This is a genomic window from Gilliamella sp. B2828 (genome assembly GCF_026537125.1).
In the GTDB taxonomy this organism is placed as follows: domain Bacteria; phylum Pseudomonadota; class Gammaproteobacteria; order Enterobacterales; family Orbaceae; genus Gilliamella.
Genome location: NZ_JAFNMU010000003.1, coordinates 111486 through 124331, shown reverse-complemented (window position 1 = coordinate 124331; position 12846 = coordinate 111486). Strand labels below are relative to the sequence as shown.

The following is a 12846-nucleotide window of genomic DNA, read 5'->3' as shown; positions in this document are numbered from 1 at the left end:
AATGGGTCAAAAAGTAAATCCAAATGGTATCCGACTAGGCATCGTCAAGCCTTGGACATCTACATGGTATTCGGGTACAAAGACATTCGCTGATAATTTAGAAAGTGATTTTAGAGTGCGTGAATTCTTGAACAAAGAATTAGCACAAGCATCAATCTCTAAGATTGTAATCGATCGTTCAGCAGAAACCAACGTTCGCATTACTATTCACACTGCTCGTCCAGGTATTGTGATTGGTAAAAAAGGTGAGGATGTTGAAAAATTACGTAATGCCGTAGCTTCTATTGTCAATAAATATAAAGACAAAAGAGAAAAACGTGATGTTGCAGTACAAATTAATATTGCCGAAGTTCGTAAACCTGAACTTGATGCTAAATTAGTTGCTGACAGCATTACTTCTCAGTTAGAACGCCGTGTTATGTTCCGTCGTGCTATGAAACGTGCGGTTCAAAACGCAATGAAAGCGGGTGCTAAAGGTATCAAAGTTGAAGTAAGTGGTCGTTTAGGCGGCGCTGAAATCGCTCGTAGTGAATGGTATCGTGAAGGTCGTGTTCCTTTACATACATTACGTGCTGACATCGACTATGGTTTGTCTGAAGCATTAACAACCTATGGTATTATTGGTGTTAAAGTGTGGATCTTCAAAGGTGAGATCCTTGGTGGTATGGCTGCCGTTGAACAAGCAGAAAAACAACCTGCTGCTCAACCGAAAAAGCAGCGCAAAGGCCGAAAACAATAAGGAGCGTCGCTGATGTTACAACCAAAGCGTACAAAATTCCGTAAAGTGCACAAGGGCCGCAATCGTGGTCTTGCTGTAAGTACTGACGTTAGTTTCGGTACATTCGGTCTTAAGGCTGTGGGTCGTGGTCGTTTGACTGCGCGCCAGATCGAAGCGGCACGTCGTGCAATGACTCGTGCAGTTAAGCGTCAAGGTAAAATCTGGATTCGAGTTTTCCCTGATAAACCAATTACTGAAAAACCACTTGAAGTGCGTATGGGTAAAGGTAAGGGTAACGTTGAATACTGGGTTGCTCAGATTCAACCAGGTAAAGTCCTTTATGAAATGGACGGAGTACCGGAAGAAGTTGCTCGTGAAGCATTTGCGTTGGCAGCTGCAAAACTGCCAATTAAAACCACCTTTGTGATTAAGACGGTGATGTAAATGAAAGCAAAAGAGCTACGCGAAAAAAGCGTTGAAGAGTTAAATACTGAACTTCTTAATTTATTACGTGAGCAATTTAACTTACGTATGCAATTAGCTGGGGGTCAGTTAACACAAACTCATATGTTAAAACAAGTGCGTCGTAATATTGCACGAGTTAAAACGTTATTAACTGAGAAGGCGGGTGCGTAATATGACTACTGAAGTAAAAATTCGTACTCAGCAAGGTCGTGTTATTAGCGACAAAATGGATAAATCTATTACTGTAGCTATTGAACGTAAAGTGAAGCATCCGTTATATGGTAAGTTCATTAAACGTACGACTAAATTGCATGTACATGATGAAAACAACGAGTGTGGTATTGGTGATACTGTAGAAATTAAAGAGTGTCGTCCATTATCAAAAACCAAATCATGGACTCTTGTTCGAATCGTTGAAAAAGCGGTTAGTTAATCTTTTTGATTAAAAACTGTACATAATATAATAAACGGCTCGACGGCCGTTTATTTTATGCTATCCATTTTATTTGAGTGGTGTTATACTATGCACCCTCACGTAAGTGGGTTTTTGGTTGTCTATTCTTATCCATGGAAGTTGAGGTGGATGAAGGTAGATTAGACAATAATTAATTTATACGGAGCATTAAAATGATCCAAGAACAGACTAGGCTAGATGTTGCCGATAACTCTGGCGCACGTAGTGTAATGTGTATCAAGGTTCTCGGTGGATCGCACCGTCGTTATGCAGCGGTAGGTGATATCATCAAAGTTACTATCAAAGAAGCAATTCCACGTGGTAAAGTTAAGAAAGGTGATGTACTTAAAGCTGTGGTTGTGCGCACTAGAAAAGGTGTTCGTCGTCCTGATGGATCTGTCATTCGTTTCGATCGCAATGCGTGTGTTATTTTAAATAATAACAGTGAGCAACCGATTGGTACGCGTATTTTTGGACCGGTCACTCGTGAACTTCGTTCTGAGAAGTTTATGAAGATCATTTCATTAGCACCAGAAGTACTGTAAGGAGCGGGTAATGGCAGCGAAAATCCGTCGAGAAGATGAAGTTATCGTGTTAACTGGTAAAGATAAAGGTAAACGCGGTAAAGTAAAAAGCGTTTTGTCTACTGGCAAAGTGATTGTTGAAGGTATTAATTTGGTGAAAAAACACCAAAAACCTGTACCTGCACTAAATCAAGAAGGTGGAATTGTTGAAAAAGAAGCAGCTATTAATGTTTCTAATGTAGCAATTTTTAACCCAGCTACAGGCAAAGCAGATCGCGTAGGCTTTCGTATTGAAGACGGTAAAAAAGTCCGTTTTTATAAGTCTACTAATGAATTAATTAAATAAGTAATTTGGAGTGTACGATGGCGAAACTGCATGATTACTACAAAGCACAGGTAGTAAATAAACTGCAAGAACAGTTTGGCTACAAATCTGTCATGCAAGTCCCTCGGATCGAAAAGATCACCTTGAATATGGGTGTGGGTGAAGCAATTACTGATAAAAAATTATTAGATAATGCGGTTGCAGACTTAGCTGCAATCAGTGGTCAAAAACCACTAGTCACTAAAGCACGCAAATCAGTTGCTGGTTTTAAAATCCGTCAAGGGTATCCTATTGGTTGTAAAGTCACTTTACGTGGCGAACGCATGTGGGAATTTTTTGAACGTCTAGTTTATATTGCTCTTCCTCGTACTCGAGATTTTCGTGGTTTAAGCGCAAAATCTTTCGATGGTCGTGGTAACTATAGCATGGGTGTTCGTGAACAAATCGTTTTCCCTGAAATCGATTATGATAAAGTTGATCGTGTTCGTGGTTTAGATATTACTATCACAACTTCTGCACAATCAGATGAAGAAGGCCGAGCTTTATTATCTGCCTTTAACTTCCCATTTCGTAAGTAAGGTAGGGCATAATGGCTAAACAATCAATGATTGAACGCGACAAGAAACGCGTAAAGCTAGCAGAAAAATATTTTGCAAAGCGTCAAGAATTAAAAGCGATTATCTCTGATCTTAATGCATCAGATGAAGATCGTTGGAATGCAGTGCTTAAATTGCAAACGCTTCCTCGTGATTCTAGTCCATCACGTCAACGTCGTCGTTGTCGTCAAACTGGTCGTCCTCATGGCGTCCTTCGTAAGTTTGGTTTAAGCCGTATTAAGGTTCGTGAATCAGCCATGCGTGGTGAGATTCCTGGTCTTAAAAAGGCAAGTTGGTAATCAGGGGAGTGTTATAGATGAGCATGCAAGATCCTATAGCAGATATGTTGACCCGTATTCGTAACGGTCAAGCTGCGAATAAAGTTGCAGTCACCATGCCTTCCTCTAAGCTAAAAGTGGCAATTGCCAATGTGCTAAAAGAAGAAGGTTATATCGGGGACTTTAAAATTGTTGGTGACACTAAGCCAGAATTGGAAATTACTTTAAAATATTTCCAAGGTAAAGCTGTTGTAGAAAGTATTAAACGTGTTAGCCGTCCAGGTTTACGTATTTATAAACGTAAAGATGAATTGCCAAAAGTTATGGCAGGACTAGGTATTGCAGTCGTTTCTACTTCTAAAGGTGTTATGACTGATCGTGCAGCACGCCAAGCAGGTCTTGGTGGTGAAATTATCTGCTACGTAGCGTAAGGGAGAAAAAAATGTCTCGTGTTGCAAAAGCACCTGTCGTTGTTCCTGCTGGCGTAGAGGTAAAACTCAATGGTCAGGTAATTACGATTAAAGGTAAAAATGGCGAGTTATCTCGCACAATTAATAAAGCTGTTGTAATTAATCAAGAAGAAGATCAAATTAAATTTGGTCCTCGCGATGGCTTTGCAGATGCTTGGGCTCAAGCAGGTACTGCACGTGCATTGGTTAATGCAATGGTTATTGGTGTTACTGAAGGTTTTACTAAAAAACTTCAGTTAGTTGGTGTCGGCTATCGTGCACAAGTTAAAGGTAATGCAATTGGTTTATCTCTTGGATATTCTCATCCAATTGAACATCAATTACCAGATGGTGTAAAAGCTGAATGTCCATCACAAACTGAAATCGTACTAACAAGTGCTGATAAACAGTTAATTGGACAAGTTGCAGCAGATATCCGTGCTTATCGTCGTCCTGAACCTTATAAAGGTAAAGGTGTTCGTTACGCAGATGAAGTTGTGCGTACTAAAGAAGCTAAGAAAAAGTAAGGTAACACTATGGATAAGAAATCAGCTCGTATCCGTCGTGCAACTAAAGCGCGTCGCAAGATGCATGAACTACTTGCAACTCGCTTGGTGGTTCACCGCACTCCGCGTCATATTTATGCGCAGATTATCGCACCAAACGGATCAGAAGTACTGGCAGCCGCTTCTACATTAGAAAAAGCTATCAGTGAAAGTTTAAAATACACTGGAAACAAAGATGCAGCAGCAGCAGTTGGTAAAGCAATCGCAGAGCGCGCATTAGCGAAAGATATCAAAGAAGTTTCATTTGATCGTTCAGGTTTCCAATATCATGGTCGAGTTCAGGCGCTAGCAGATGCTGCTCGCGAAGCTGGCCTACAGTTCTAAGGTAGGAGTTAAAGATGTCAAACATCGAAAAACAAGCTGGTGAACTGCAGGAAAAATTAATCGCAGTTAACCGAGTTTCTAAAACCGTAAAAGGTGGTCGTATTTTTAGTTTTTCTGCACTAACAGTAGTTGGTGACGGTAATGGCCGCGTAGGTTTTGGATATGGTAAAGCACGTGAAGTGCCAGCAGCAATCCAAAAAGCAATGGAAAAAGCACGTCGTAATATGATTAATATTGCGTTAAATAACGATACTTTACAGCATCCAGTTAAAGGTGCTCACACAGGTTCTCGTGTTTATATGCAACCTGCATCAGAAGGTACTGGTATCATCGCCGGTGGTGCAATGCGTGCTGTTTTAGAAGTTGCAGGAGTTCGTAACGTTCTAGCTAAAGCATATGGTTCTACAAACCCAATTAACGTGGTTCGTGCAACAATTGATGGCTTAGAAAATATGAAATCACCAGAAATGGTTGCTGCTAAACGTGGTAAAACCGTCGAAGAAATTTTGGGGTAATTAGCCATGGCAAAAACAATTAAAATTACACAAACTCGTAGTTCTATTGGTCGTCTACCGAAGCATAAAGCAACGTTAGTTGGTCTAGGATTACGTCGTATTGGTCATACTGTTGAACGCGAGGATACTCCTGCGATTCGCGGTATGGTAAACCAAGTTTATTACATGGTTAAAGTTGAGGAGTAATAGTAATGCGTTTAAATACTTTATCTCCTGCTGAAGGTTCAAAGCATGCACCTAAACGTGTAGGTCGAGGCATTGGTTCTGGATTAGGTAAAACTGGTACTCGTGGTGTTAAAGGTCAAAAATCTCGTTCAGGTGGTGGCGTACGTCGCGGCTTCGAAGGTGGTCAAATGCCTTTATATCGTCGTTTACCAAAATTTGGTTTTACCTCACGTAAAGCTCAAGTTACAGCTCAAGTTCGTCTTTCAGATTTAATGAAAGTTGAAGGTGATATTGTTGACCTAAATAGCTTAAAAGTTGCTAATGTGATTAATTCACAAATCGAGTATGCGAAAATTATGTTATCTGGTGAAGTAACTAAACCTGTAACTGTTCGCGGTATTCGAGTGACTAAGGGTGCTAAAGCTGCAATTGAAGCTGCTGGCGGAAAAATTGAGGAATAATTAGAAAGATGGCAAAGCAACCAGGATTAGATTTTCAAAGTACACGAGGCGGTAGCGGTGAGCTTAAAAGACGTTTATTATTTGTGTTTTTAGCGCTTATTGTTTTCCGTCTTGGTTCTTACGTTCCGGTTCCTGGTATTGATACTAAAGCGTTATCGGACTTACTAGAACAAGCATCATCTAATGGTATTGTTGGTATGTTCAATATGTTCTCTGGTGGTGCTTTAAGCCGTGCTTCAATTTTTGCTTTAGGGATAATGCCTTATATTTCTGCATCCATTATTGTGCAATTATTAACGGCCATTAGCCCTAAACTCGCAGAATTGAAGAAAGAAGGTGAATCAGGACGTAAGAAAATCAGTCAGTACACCCGTTACGGCACATTGGCTTTAGCGATGGTACAAGCAGTTGGTATTGCGACTGGTTTACCAAATATTCCTGGTTATGGTCAAGTTGTGATTGATCCAGGATTTTCTTTCTATTTTATTGCATCGGTTAGCTTAGTTACTGGCACTATGTTTCTTATGTGGTTGGGTGAACAGATCACGGAACGCGGTGTAGGTAATGGTATCTCAATCATTATCTTTGCTGGTATCGTTGCAGGTCTTCCTCATGCAATATATGAAACAATTGAACAAGCTCGTTCTGGTTCATTGCATCCGATTTTATTATTAGTCGTCGCAGCATTAGTGGTTGGAGTGACTTATTTTGTTGTATTTGTTGAACGTGGTCAACGTCGTATAGTTGTCAACTATGCACAGCGTCAACAAGGTCGTAGAGTTTATGCAGCACAAAGTACACATTTACCATTAAAAATAAATATGGCAGGCGTTATTCCTGCAATATTTGCTTCAACAATTGTTATGTTACCATCAATGATGGCTTCTTGGTTTCAAGGAGATGGTGAAGGATGGAGATATATTATTGTTCTTATAGGTCAATATTTTTCTCATGATCAACCATTATATATAATCTTTTTTGCAGCAGCGATTATCTTCTTTTGTTTCTTTTATACGGCGTTGGTTTTCAACCCAAGAGAGACGGCAGATCAGCTAAAAAAATCTGGTGCATTTATTCCAGGTATCCGTCCAGGTGAACAAACATCTAAATATATCGACAAAGTAATGACTCGTTTAACGCTGGTTGGCGCAATCTACATTACTTTTGTATGTTTGGTACCAATGTTTATGACAAGTGCAATGAAAGTTCCGGTTCAATTCGGTGGAACTTCATTATTAATTGTGGTTGTTGTAATCATGGATTTTATGGCACAAGTACAGACTTTAATGATGCCAAATCGTTATGAGTCAGTGTTAAAGAAAGCGAACCTTAAAGGCTACGGCCGATAAGTTAGCCAGAAGTTACGGAGAAAAACATGAAAGTTCGTGCTTCAGTCAAGAAATTATGCAGAAATTGTAAAATCATTAAACGTAATGGCATTGTTCGTGTCATTTGCGTTGAAGGTAAACATAAACAACGTCAAGGCTAATTATTTAGTTGCGAAGTTGTAACTTTTGCATATTTTACTTGCCAAAGTATAGTAAAGCTGGCTAGAATAGCCAGCCTAAATTTATTTGTAAAATCGCTGTTTGAGTATCCTGAAAACGGGCTTTTCAGTATAGTGATTTTACTAAACATTAACAATAAAGGAGTGCATAGTGGCCCGTATAGCAGGCATTAACATTCCTGATCAACAACATGCTGTAATTGCTTTACAAGCAATTTATGGTATCGGAAGTACCCGCGCTAAGACAATTTGTGCTGAAGCTGGTATTCCAGAACATGTTAAGATCAGAGAACTATCTGAAGATCAGATTGAAACGTTACGTGAACAAGTCGCTAAATTCACAGTTGAAGGTGATTTGCGTCGTGAAGTAACTATGAGTATCAAGCGTTTATTAGACCTTGGTTGTTATCGTGGCATGCGTCACCGTCGTGGACTTCCGGTTCGTGGTCAACGCACTAAGACTAACGCTCGTACCCGTAAGGGACCGCGTAAGCCAATCAAGAAATAATTGAGGTATAATTAAATGGCAAAGACACCTGTTCGTACACGTAAACGTGTTAAAAAGCAAGTTTCTGATGGTATAGCTCATATTCATGCATCATTTAACAATACAATCGTAACTATTACCGATCGTCAAGGTAATGCGTTGGGTTGGGCAACCGCTGGTGGTTCTGGTTTCCGTGGCTCTCGTAAGTCAACACCTTTTGCAGCTCAAGTAGCCGCGGAGCGTTGTGCTGAAGCCGTCAAAGATTACGGAATTAAGAATCTGGAAGTTATGGTAAAAGGACCTGGTCCTGGTCGTGAGTCAACAATTCGTGCATTAAATGCAGCGGGTTATCGCATCACTAATATTACTGATGTTACTCCGATTCCTCATAACGGTTGTCGTCCACCAAAGAAACGTCGTGTTTAATTTTATTAAACATTGAATGTTTAGGATTATTGGAGAAATAAAATGGCAAGATATTTGGGACCAAAGCTCAAATTAAGTCGTCGTGAAGGTACAGATTTATTCCTTAAGTCTGGCGTCCGAGCGATTGATAGTAAATGTAAATTAGAACAAGCTCCTGGACAACATGGTGCGCGTAAACCGCGTTTATCAGATTATGGTGTTCAGTTACGTGAGAAACAAAAAGTTAGACGTATTTATGGAATCTTAGAACGTCAATTCCGTAATTATTACAAAAATGCTGCGCGTATTAAAGGCAATACCGGGGAAAACCTACTTGGTCTTTTAGAGCGTCGTTTAGATAACGTTGTTTATCGTATGGGATTTGGTGCAACTCGCGCTGAAGCTCGTCAATTAGTTAGTCATAAAGCTGTTCTTGTTAATGGTCAGGTAGTGAACATTGCTTCTTATCAGGTTTCACCTGAAGATGTCATTAGTGTTCGCGAAAAATCAAAAAAACAAGCACGTATTAAAGCCGCTTTAGAGTTAGCTGAACAACGTGAAAAACCAACATGGTTAGAAGTTGATGCTAGCAAAATGGAAGGTGTATTTAAACGCTTACCAGAACGTTCAGATTTATCTGCTGACATCAACGAACATTTGATCGTCGAACTTTACTCTAAGTAAAGTTTAGCACTTAAGAGAGGACATAATGCAGGGTTCTGTAACAGAGTTTTTAAAACCTCACCTAGTTGATGTTGTTCAATACAGTCAAACTCATGCTAAAGTGACTTTAGAGCCACTTGAGCGTGGTTTTGGTCATACTTTAGGTAATGCACTACGCCGCATTTTATTATCATCTATGCCGGGACATGCAGTAACCGAAGTTGAAATTGACGGTGTTCTGCATGAGTACAGTACTAAAGAAGGCGTTCAAGAAGATGTGCTTGATATTCTGCTTAATTTGAAAAAATTGGCAGTTCGAGTACATAATAAAGATGATGTTATGCTGACTTTAAATAAATCAGGTATTGGTGCGGTAACTGCATCGGATATCACTCATGATGGTGATGTTGAAATTGTTAATCCTGATTTAGTAATTTGTCATCTTACTGATGCCAATGCTTCAATTAGTATGCGTATTCGTGTACAACGAGGACGTGGTTATGTCCCTGCTTCTGCTCGTGTCAAGTCAGAAGATGAAGATCGACCAATTGGTCGTTTGTTAGTTGACGCATGTTATAGTCCTGTTGAGCGTATCGCTTATTCTGTCGATGCTGCTCGTGTGGAACAGCGTACAGATTTAGATAAACTGGTTATCGATATGGAAACAAATGGTACAATCGATCCTGAAGAATCTATTCGTCGTGCATCAACAATTTTGGCTGAACAACTTGAAGCTTTCGTTGATTTACGTGATGTACGTCAACCTGAAGTTAAAGAAGATAAACCGGAGTTCGATCCAATTCTTTTACGTCCAGTAGATGATTTGGAATTAACCGTTCGGTCTGCTAATTGCTTAAAAGCAGAAGCAGTTCATTATATTGGTGATTTAGTGCAACGTACTGAAGTTGAGTTACTGAAAACTCCTAATCTTGGTAAGAAATCGCTTACTGAAATTAAGGATGTGCTCGCATCTCGTGGTTTATCTTTAGGCATGCGTCTTGAGAACTGGCCACCAGCAAGTATTGTTGAAGACTAAGATAAAATTTATAAGAAGGATAAAGTTATGCGCCATCGTAAAAGTGGTCGTCAACTGAACCGAAATAGCAGCCATCGTCAAGCAATGTTTCGTAACATGACTAGTTCACTTGTTGAACATGAAATCATCAAAACTACATTGCCTAAAGCAAAAGAGTTGCGTCGTGTTGTTGAACCGTTAATTACGCTAGCCAAAAGCGATAGCGTAGCTAATCGCCGTCTGGCATTTGCTCGTATCCGTGATAAAGATACAGTGAAAAAATTATTTTCAGATTTAGGTCCACGTTTTGCTACCCGTCCTGGTGGTTATGTACGCATTTTAAAATGTGGTTTCCGTGATGGAGATAATGCCCCAATGGCTTATATTGAATTAGTTGATCGCCCTGCAGTAGAAGCAGCAGAAGCAGCAACTGAGTAATTATAAAATCATTGTGTACAAAAACCGGCTATAAGCCGGTTTTTTATTAATCAAATATAGGTTATTCATTTGTAGGAGATGGTATATTTAAATAACAAATAATTAACTTTATTATTGTGTTTTCAGTTAAAAATTCAATGTAGTCACTATAAAATGTACAATACATATTAATAATGTGGCGGTGGAGTCTCTTCAGATAAGTTAGCAATATTTGACACTTGTGTAGCTTGAAGTTTTTGTGATAACAACGTTAATTGTTCTTTAAGTTTGCTGATATCCGATTGTAGGTTAACCACCATCTGATTCAATTCTTCAATGGTCATTTCTTGAAATGCAACTTTTGTTTCTAGTAATTCTAATTGATGTTTCATAAAGCGTTTTTTTGATTCGATTCATTTTTTTATATTGTAAGCAAAAAAGCTTATGAAATCCATCCACGTTCGGCAAAAGAGACATATTCTCCTTTACCTATTACAAGATGATCAATAACTCGGATATCAATCAACTCACAAACTTGCTCTATTTTTTTAGTTAATATACGATCAGCCTGACTTGGTTCAGCCATTCCTGATGGATGATTATGCGCTAAAATCAAACCTGCTGCATTATGTTGTAATGCTCGCCTAGCGACTTCCCTCGGATGCACTTCGACACAATTGTAGGTACCTACAAACATTTCTTCAGATGTAATTACTTGATGTTGATTATTTAAAAAAATCACCATAAAAATCTCACGATCTTTATTCGCTAATCGGCTGGCCAAATAATGATGTGTTAAGGATGGTGAGGAAAGAAAGTTTTCATTTGCCATTTTAACTCTAAGATATCGATGTGAAAGTTCAATGACTGCTTTTAATTGTGTGTATTTAACTGTTCCTAATCCATGTTTATTACAAAATTCACTATGACTTGCATTAATTAAGTTATATAAGGAACCAAATTCACTTAATAATTGTTGAGATAACTGTAAAACAGGTAAATTACGCGTACCAGTACGTAAAAATATTGCTAATAATTCAGTATCACTTAAGGTTTCTACTCCAAATTTCAAAAGCTTTTCGCGGGGCATTAATGTTGGATGTAGTGCAGGCATAATACAATTCCTATTATTCAAAACTGAATTATTGGTGAAATAATAAATTAGATAAAATAATCAATAAAAGTATTATGAACTACTTCACAAAAAAAAGAGAAATTTTGCACAATAGAAAAAAAGCGCCTAACAGCGCTTTTGAAATATTGTAATCATTGTCGAAATAATTAATGACAACCACAACCACCGTGACTACCACCACAACAAGCATGGTTATCGTCTTCTTCATGATCATGTTCACCACAGCCACAACCGCCATGCCCATGATCGTGACCATGTTCACCATGAATATGTCCATGAGCAATTTCTTCTTCTGTTGCTTCACGTATAGCTAATACTTCACCTACAAACTGTAAATCTTGTCCGGCTAACATGTGATTACCATCGATAGTGATACTATCTCCATCAATAGCTGTTATTTCCACCGGCAGCGGTCCATGCTGTGTATCAGCAAAAAAACGCATGCCAACTTCTAATTCATCTACACCAACAAAAACATCTCGCGGAACATTTTGTACAAGTGCATCGTTAAAATCACCATAAGCATTAATTAGCTCAATATCAAATTTATCACCGATTTGATGACCTTCCAATGCTTTTTCTAAATCCGGTAATAAGTTTTCTGCTCCATGCAAATATTCACAAGGTGCGGCTTTAGTTGCTTCATCAACTAGTACACCATCTTTAGTTCGAACTTGAAAAGTTAAACTGACAACTTTATTTTTTGCTATTTTCATTTTTTCTCCAATAAACTTTTATTGAGCAAATTAAGTTAGATTTTAACGGAAAAAATCTAATCTGTATGCTATTTTCTTTTTAAAAAAATTTGGGATGAAATTAAGGAAATTTTTTTAATCTTCTATAAAATTTTTTCGATAAAAGATGCTTAAATCTGTTAACATCTGTAATATACTTAGCTCTATTTTATATTGTTTTGTATAAATCTATCATTGCTGAATTAAAGTTGTTCTGTTTCATTTTTTAATAATACATGTTTGGAGATGAATCATTTATCAATAAATTACTCAATTCAATCAAAATTCGAAACTAACTAAAAATTATAAGGAGTGATTGTGTTAAATATAAAACAATATTTTAATGGTAAAGTTCAGTCCATTGGCTTTCAAAATGCGTCTGTTGGTCAAGCATCTATTGGAGTAATGCTACCAGGTGAGTATATTTTTAGCACCGATAATCCTGAAGAAATGACTGTGATTACAGGCTCATTGAAAGTATTATTACCTACAGCAAAAGATTGGCAGATTTTTGAAATGGGGCAAATTTTTCATATTGTAGGAGAAAGTCAATTTGATGTTGTTGTTGTAGAACCTACAGCTTATTTGTGCCGCTATTTAGCAAAATATTAAATCATCCTTAATACTTTTCATGTTCTTGCAA

At 38.2% G+C, this 12846-nt stretch carries 25 protein-coding genes; 22 read left to right on the top strand and 3 right to left on the bottom strand.

Annotation, left to right across the window (positions count from 1 at the left end; genetic code table 11):
• Position 1 precedes the first annotated feature (1 nt).
• From rpsC to rplQ, 21 genes are all read left to right on the top strand, one after another.
• Positions 2 to 739, top strand: coding sequence for a 30S ribosomal protein S3 (gene rpsC, locus J3U19_RS04085; protein WP_025314388.1), 738 nt, complete (start codon positions 2 to 4; stop codon positions 737 to 739).
• 12 nt (positions 740 to 751) lie between these two features.
• Positions 752 to 1162, top strand: a complete 411-nt coding sequence (gene rplP, locus J3U19_RS04080) for a 50S ribosomal protein L16 (RefSeq protein ID WP_025314389.1) — start codon at positions 752 to 754, stop codon at positions 1160 to 1162.
• Positions 1163 to 1354 carry a 50S ribosomal protein L29 gene (gene rpmC, locus J3U19_RS04075; protein ID WP_034902373.1) on the top strand — a complete coding sequence of 64 codons (192 nt, stop codon included), beginning with the start codon at positions 1163 to 1165 and terminating at the stop codon, positions 1352 to 1354. It abuts the gene before it with no gap.
• Between the two features lies 1 nt (position 1355).
• A complete protein-coding gene (gene rpsQ, locus J3U19_RS04070) occupies positions 1356 to 1616 on the top strand; it encodes a 30S ribosomal protein S17 (protein ID WP_025314391.1) in 261 nt (86 codons plus the stop codon).
• A gap of 194 nt (positions 1617 to 1810) precedes the next feature.
• Positions 1811 to 2182 (top strand): 50S ribosomal protein L14, encoded by a 372-nt coding sequence (gene rplN, locus J3U19_RS04065; protein WP_025314392.1) that lies wholly within the window; start codon positions 1811 to 1813, stop codon positions 2180 to 2182.
• 10 nt (positions 2183 to 2192) lie between these two features.
• Positions 2193 to 2507 (top strand): 50S ribosomal protein L24, encoded by a 315-nt coding sequence (gene rplX / locus J3U19_RS04060; RefSeq protein WP_267340275.1) that lies wholly within the window; start codon positions 2193 to 2195, stop codon positions 2505 to 2507.
• 17 nt (positions 2508 to 2524) lie between these two features.
• Entirely contained in the window at positions 2525 to 3064 is a 540-nt protein-coding gene (gene rplE, locus J3U19_RS04055) for a 50S ribosomal protein L5 (protein ID WP_065558584.1), read from the top strand.
• An 11-nt stretch (positions 3065 to 3075) separates the two neighbouring features.
• On the top strand, positions 3076 to 3381 hold the full coding sequence (rpsN, locus tag J3U19_RS04050; protein WP_025314395.1) for a 30S ribosomal protein S14: 306 nt from the start codon (positions 3076 to 3078) through the stop codon (positions 3379 to 3381).
• A gap of 17 nt (positions 3382 to 3398) precedes the next feature.
• Positions 3399 to 3791, top strand: a complete 393-nt coding sequence (gene rpsH / locus J3U19_RS04045; protein ID WP_039129274.1) for a 30S ribosomal protein S8 — start codon at positions 3399 to 3401, stop codon at positions 3789 to 3791.
• Between the two features lie 11 nt (positions 3792 to 3802).
• Positions 3803 to 4336, top strand: coding sequence for a 50S ribosomal protein L6 (gene rplF, locus J3U19_RS04040; RefSeq protein WP_267340278.1), 534 nt, complete (start codon positions 3803 to 3805; stop codon positions 4334 to 4336).
• A gap of 9 nt (positions 4337 to 4345) precedes the next feature.
• Positions 4346 to 4699 carry a 50S ribosomal protein L18 gene (gene rplR / locus J3U19_RS04035; protein WP_025314398.1) on the top strand — a complete coding sequence of 118 codons (354 nt, stop codon included), beginning with the start codon at positions 4346 to 4348 and terminating at the stop codon, positions 4697 to 4699.
• 14 nt (positions 4700 to 4713) lie between these two features.
• Positions 4714 to 5214: a 30S ribosomal protein S5 gene (rpsE, locus tag J3U19_RS04030; protein WP_065569211.1), complete on the top strand. Its 501-nt coding sequence runs from the start codon at positions 4714 to 4716 to the stop codon at positions 5212 to 5214.
• Between the two features lie 6 nt (positions 5215 to 5220).
• Entirely contained in the window at positions 5221 to 5400 is a 180-nt protein-coding gene (gene rpmD, locus J3U19_RS04025) for a 50S ribosomal protein L30 (RefSeq protein ID WP_025314400.1), read from the top strand.
• A 5-nt stretch (positions 5401 to 5405) separates the two neighbouring features.
• Entirely contained in the window at positions 5406 to 5840 is a 435-nt protein-coding gene (rplO, locus tag J3U19_RS04020) for a 50S ribosomal protein L15 (RefSeq protein ID WP_025314401.1), read from the top strand.
• Between the two features lie 8 nt (positions 5841 to 5848).
• Positions 5849 to 7189 carry a preprotein translocase subunit SecY gene (gene secY, locus J3U19_RS04015; RefSeq protein WP_267340279.1) on the top strand — a complete coding sequence of 447 codons (1341 nt, stop codon included), beginning with the start codon at positions 5849 to 5851 and terminating at the stop codon, positions 7187 to 7189.
• A 26-nt stretch (positions 7190 to 7215) separates the two neighbouring features.
• Entirely contained in the window at positions 7216 to 7329 is a 114-nt protein-coding gene (rpmJ, locus tag J3U19_RS04010; protein ID WP_025314403.1) for a 50S ribosomal protein L36, read from the top strand.
• A 169-nt stretch (positions 7330 to 7498) separates the two neighbouring features.
• Complete coding sequence (rpsM, locus tag J3U19_RS04005; protein WP_267340280.1) at positions 7499 to 7855, top strand: 30S ribosomal protein S13; 357 nt, start codon at positions 7499 to 7501, stop codon at positions 7853 to 7855.
• A 15-nt stretch (positions 7856 to 7870) separates the two neighbouring features.
• On the top strand, positions 7871 to 8260 hold the full coding sequence (gene rpsK, locus J3U19_RS04000; protein WP_025314405.1) for a 30S ribosomal protein S11: 390 nt from the start codon (positions 7871 to 7873) through the stop codon (positions 8258 to 8260).
• Between the two features lie 42 nt (positions 8261 to 8302).
• Positions 8303 to 8923 carry a 30S ribosomal protein S4 gene (gene rpsD, locus J3U19_RS03995; protein WP_267340281.1) on the top strand — a complete coding sequence of 207 codons (621 nt, stop codon included), beginning with the start codon at positions 8303 to 8305 and terminating at the stop codon, positions 8921 to 8923.
• 25 nt (positions 8924 to 8948) lie between these two features.
• Positions 8949 to 9938, top strand: coding sequence for a DNA-directed RNA polymerase subunit alpha (locus J3U19_RS03990; RefSeq protein ID WP_065738256.1), 990 nt, complete (start codon positions 8949 to 8951; stop codon positions 9936 to 9938).
• A 27-nt stretch (positions 9939 to 9965) separates the two neighbouring features.
• On the top strand, positions 9966 to 10355 hold the full coding sequence (gene rplQ / locus J3U19_RS03985) for a 50S ribosomal protein L17 (RefSeq protein ID WP_267340282.1): 390 nt from the start codon (positions 9966 to 9968) through the stop codon (positions 10353 to 10355).
• 167 nt (positions 10356 to 10522) lie between these two features.
• Here the strand turns inward: rplQ and J3U19_RS03980 are convergent, their stop codons facing one another.
• From J3U19_RS03980 to slyD, 3 genes are all read right to left on the bottom strand, one after another.
• Positions 10523 to 10726, bottom strand: coding sequence for a SlyX family protein (locus J3U19_RS03980; RefSeq protein ID WP_267340283.1), 204 nt, complete (start codon positions 10724 to 10726; stop codon positions 10523 to 10525).
• Between the two features lie 50 nt (positions 10727 to 10776).
• Entirely contained in the window at positions 10777 to 11448 is a 672-nt protein-coding gene (radC, locus tag J3U19_RS03975; RefSeq protein WP_267345488.1) for a RadC family protein, read from the bottom strand.
• Positions 11449 to 11615: 167 nt separating this feature from the next.
• Positions 11616 to 12185 carry a peptidylprolyl isomerase gene (slyD, locus tag J3U19_RS03970; protein WP_267340286.1) on the bottom strand — a complete coding sequence of 190 codons (570 nt, stop codon included), beginning with the start codon at positions 12183 to 12185 and terminating at the stop codon, positions 11616 to 11618.
• A 336-nt stretch (positions 12186 to 12521) separates the two neighbouring features.
• On the opposite strand from slyD, the gene ppnP reads away from it, so the two are divergent.
• Positions 12522 to 12815, top strand: coding sequence for a pyrimidine/purine nucleoside phosphorylase (gene ppnP, locus J3U19_RS03965; protein ID WP_267345487.1), 294 nt, complete (start codon positions 12522 to 12524; stop codon positions 12813 to 12815).
• Positions 12816 to 12846: the final 31 nt, after the last annotated feature.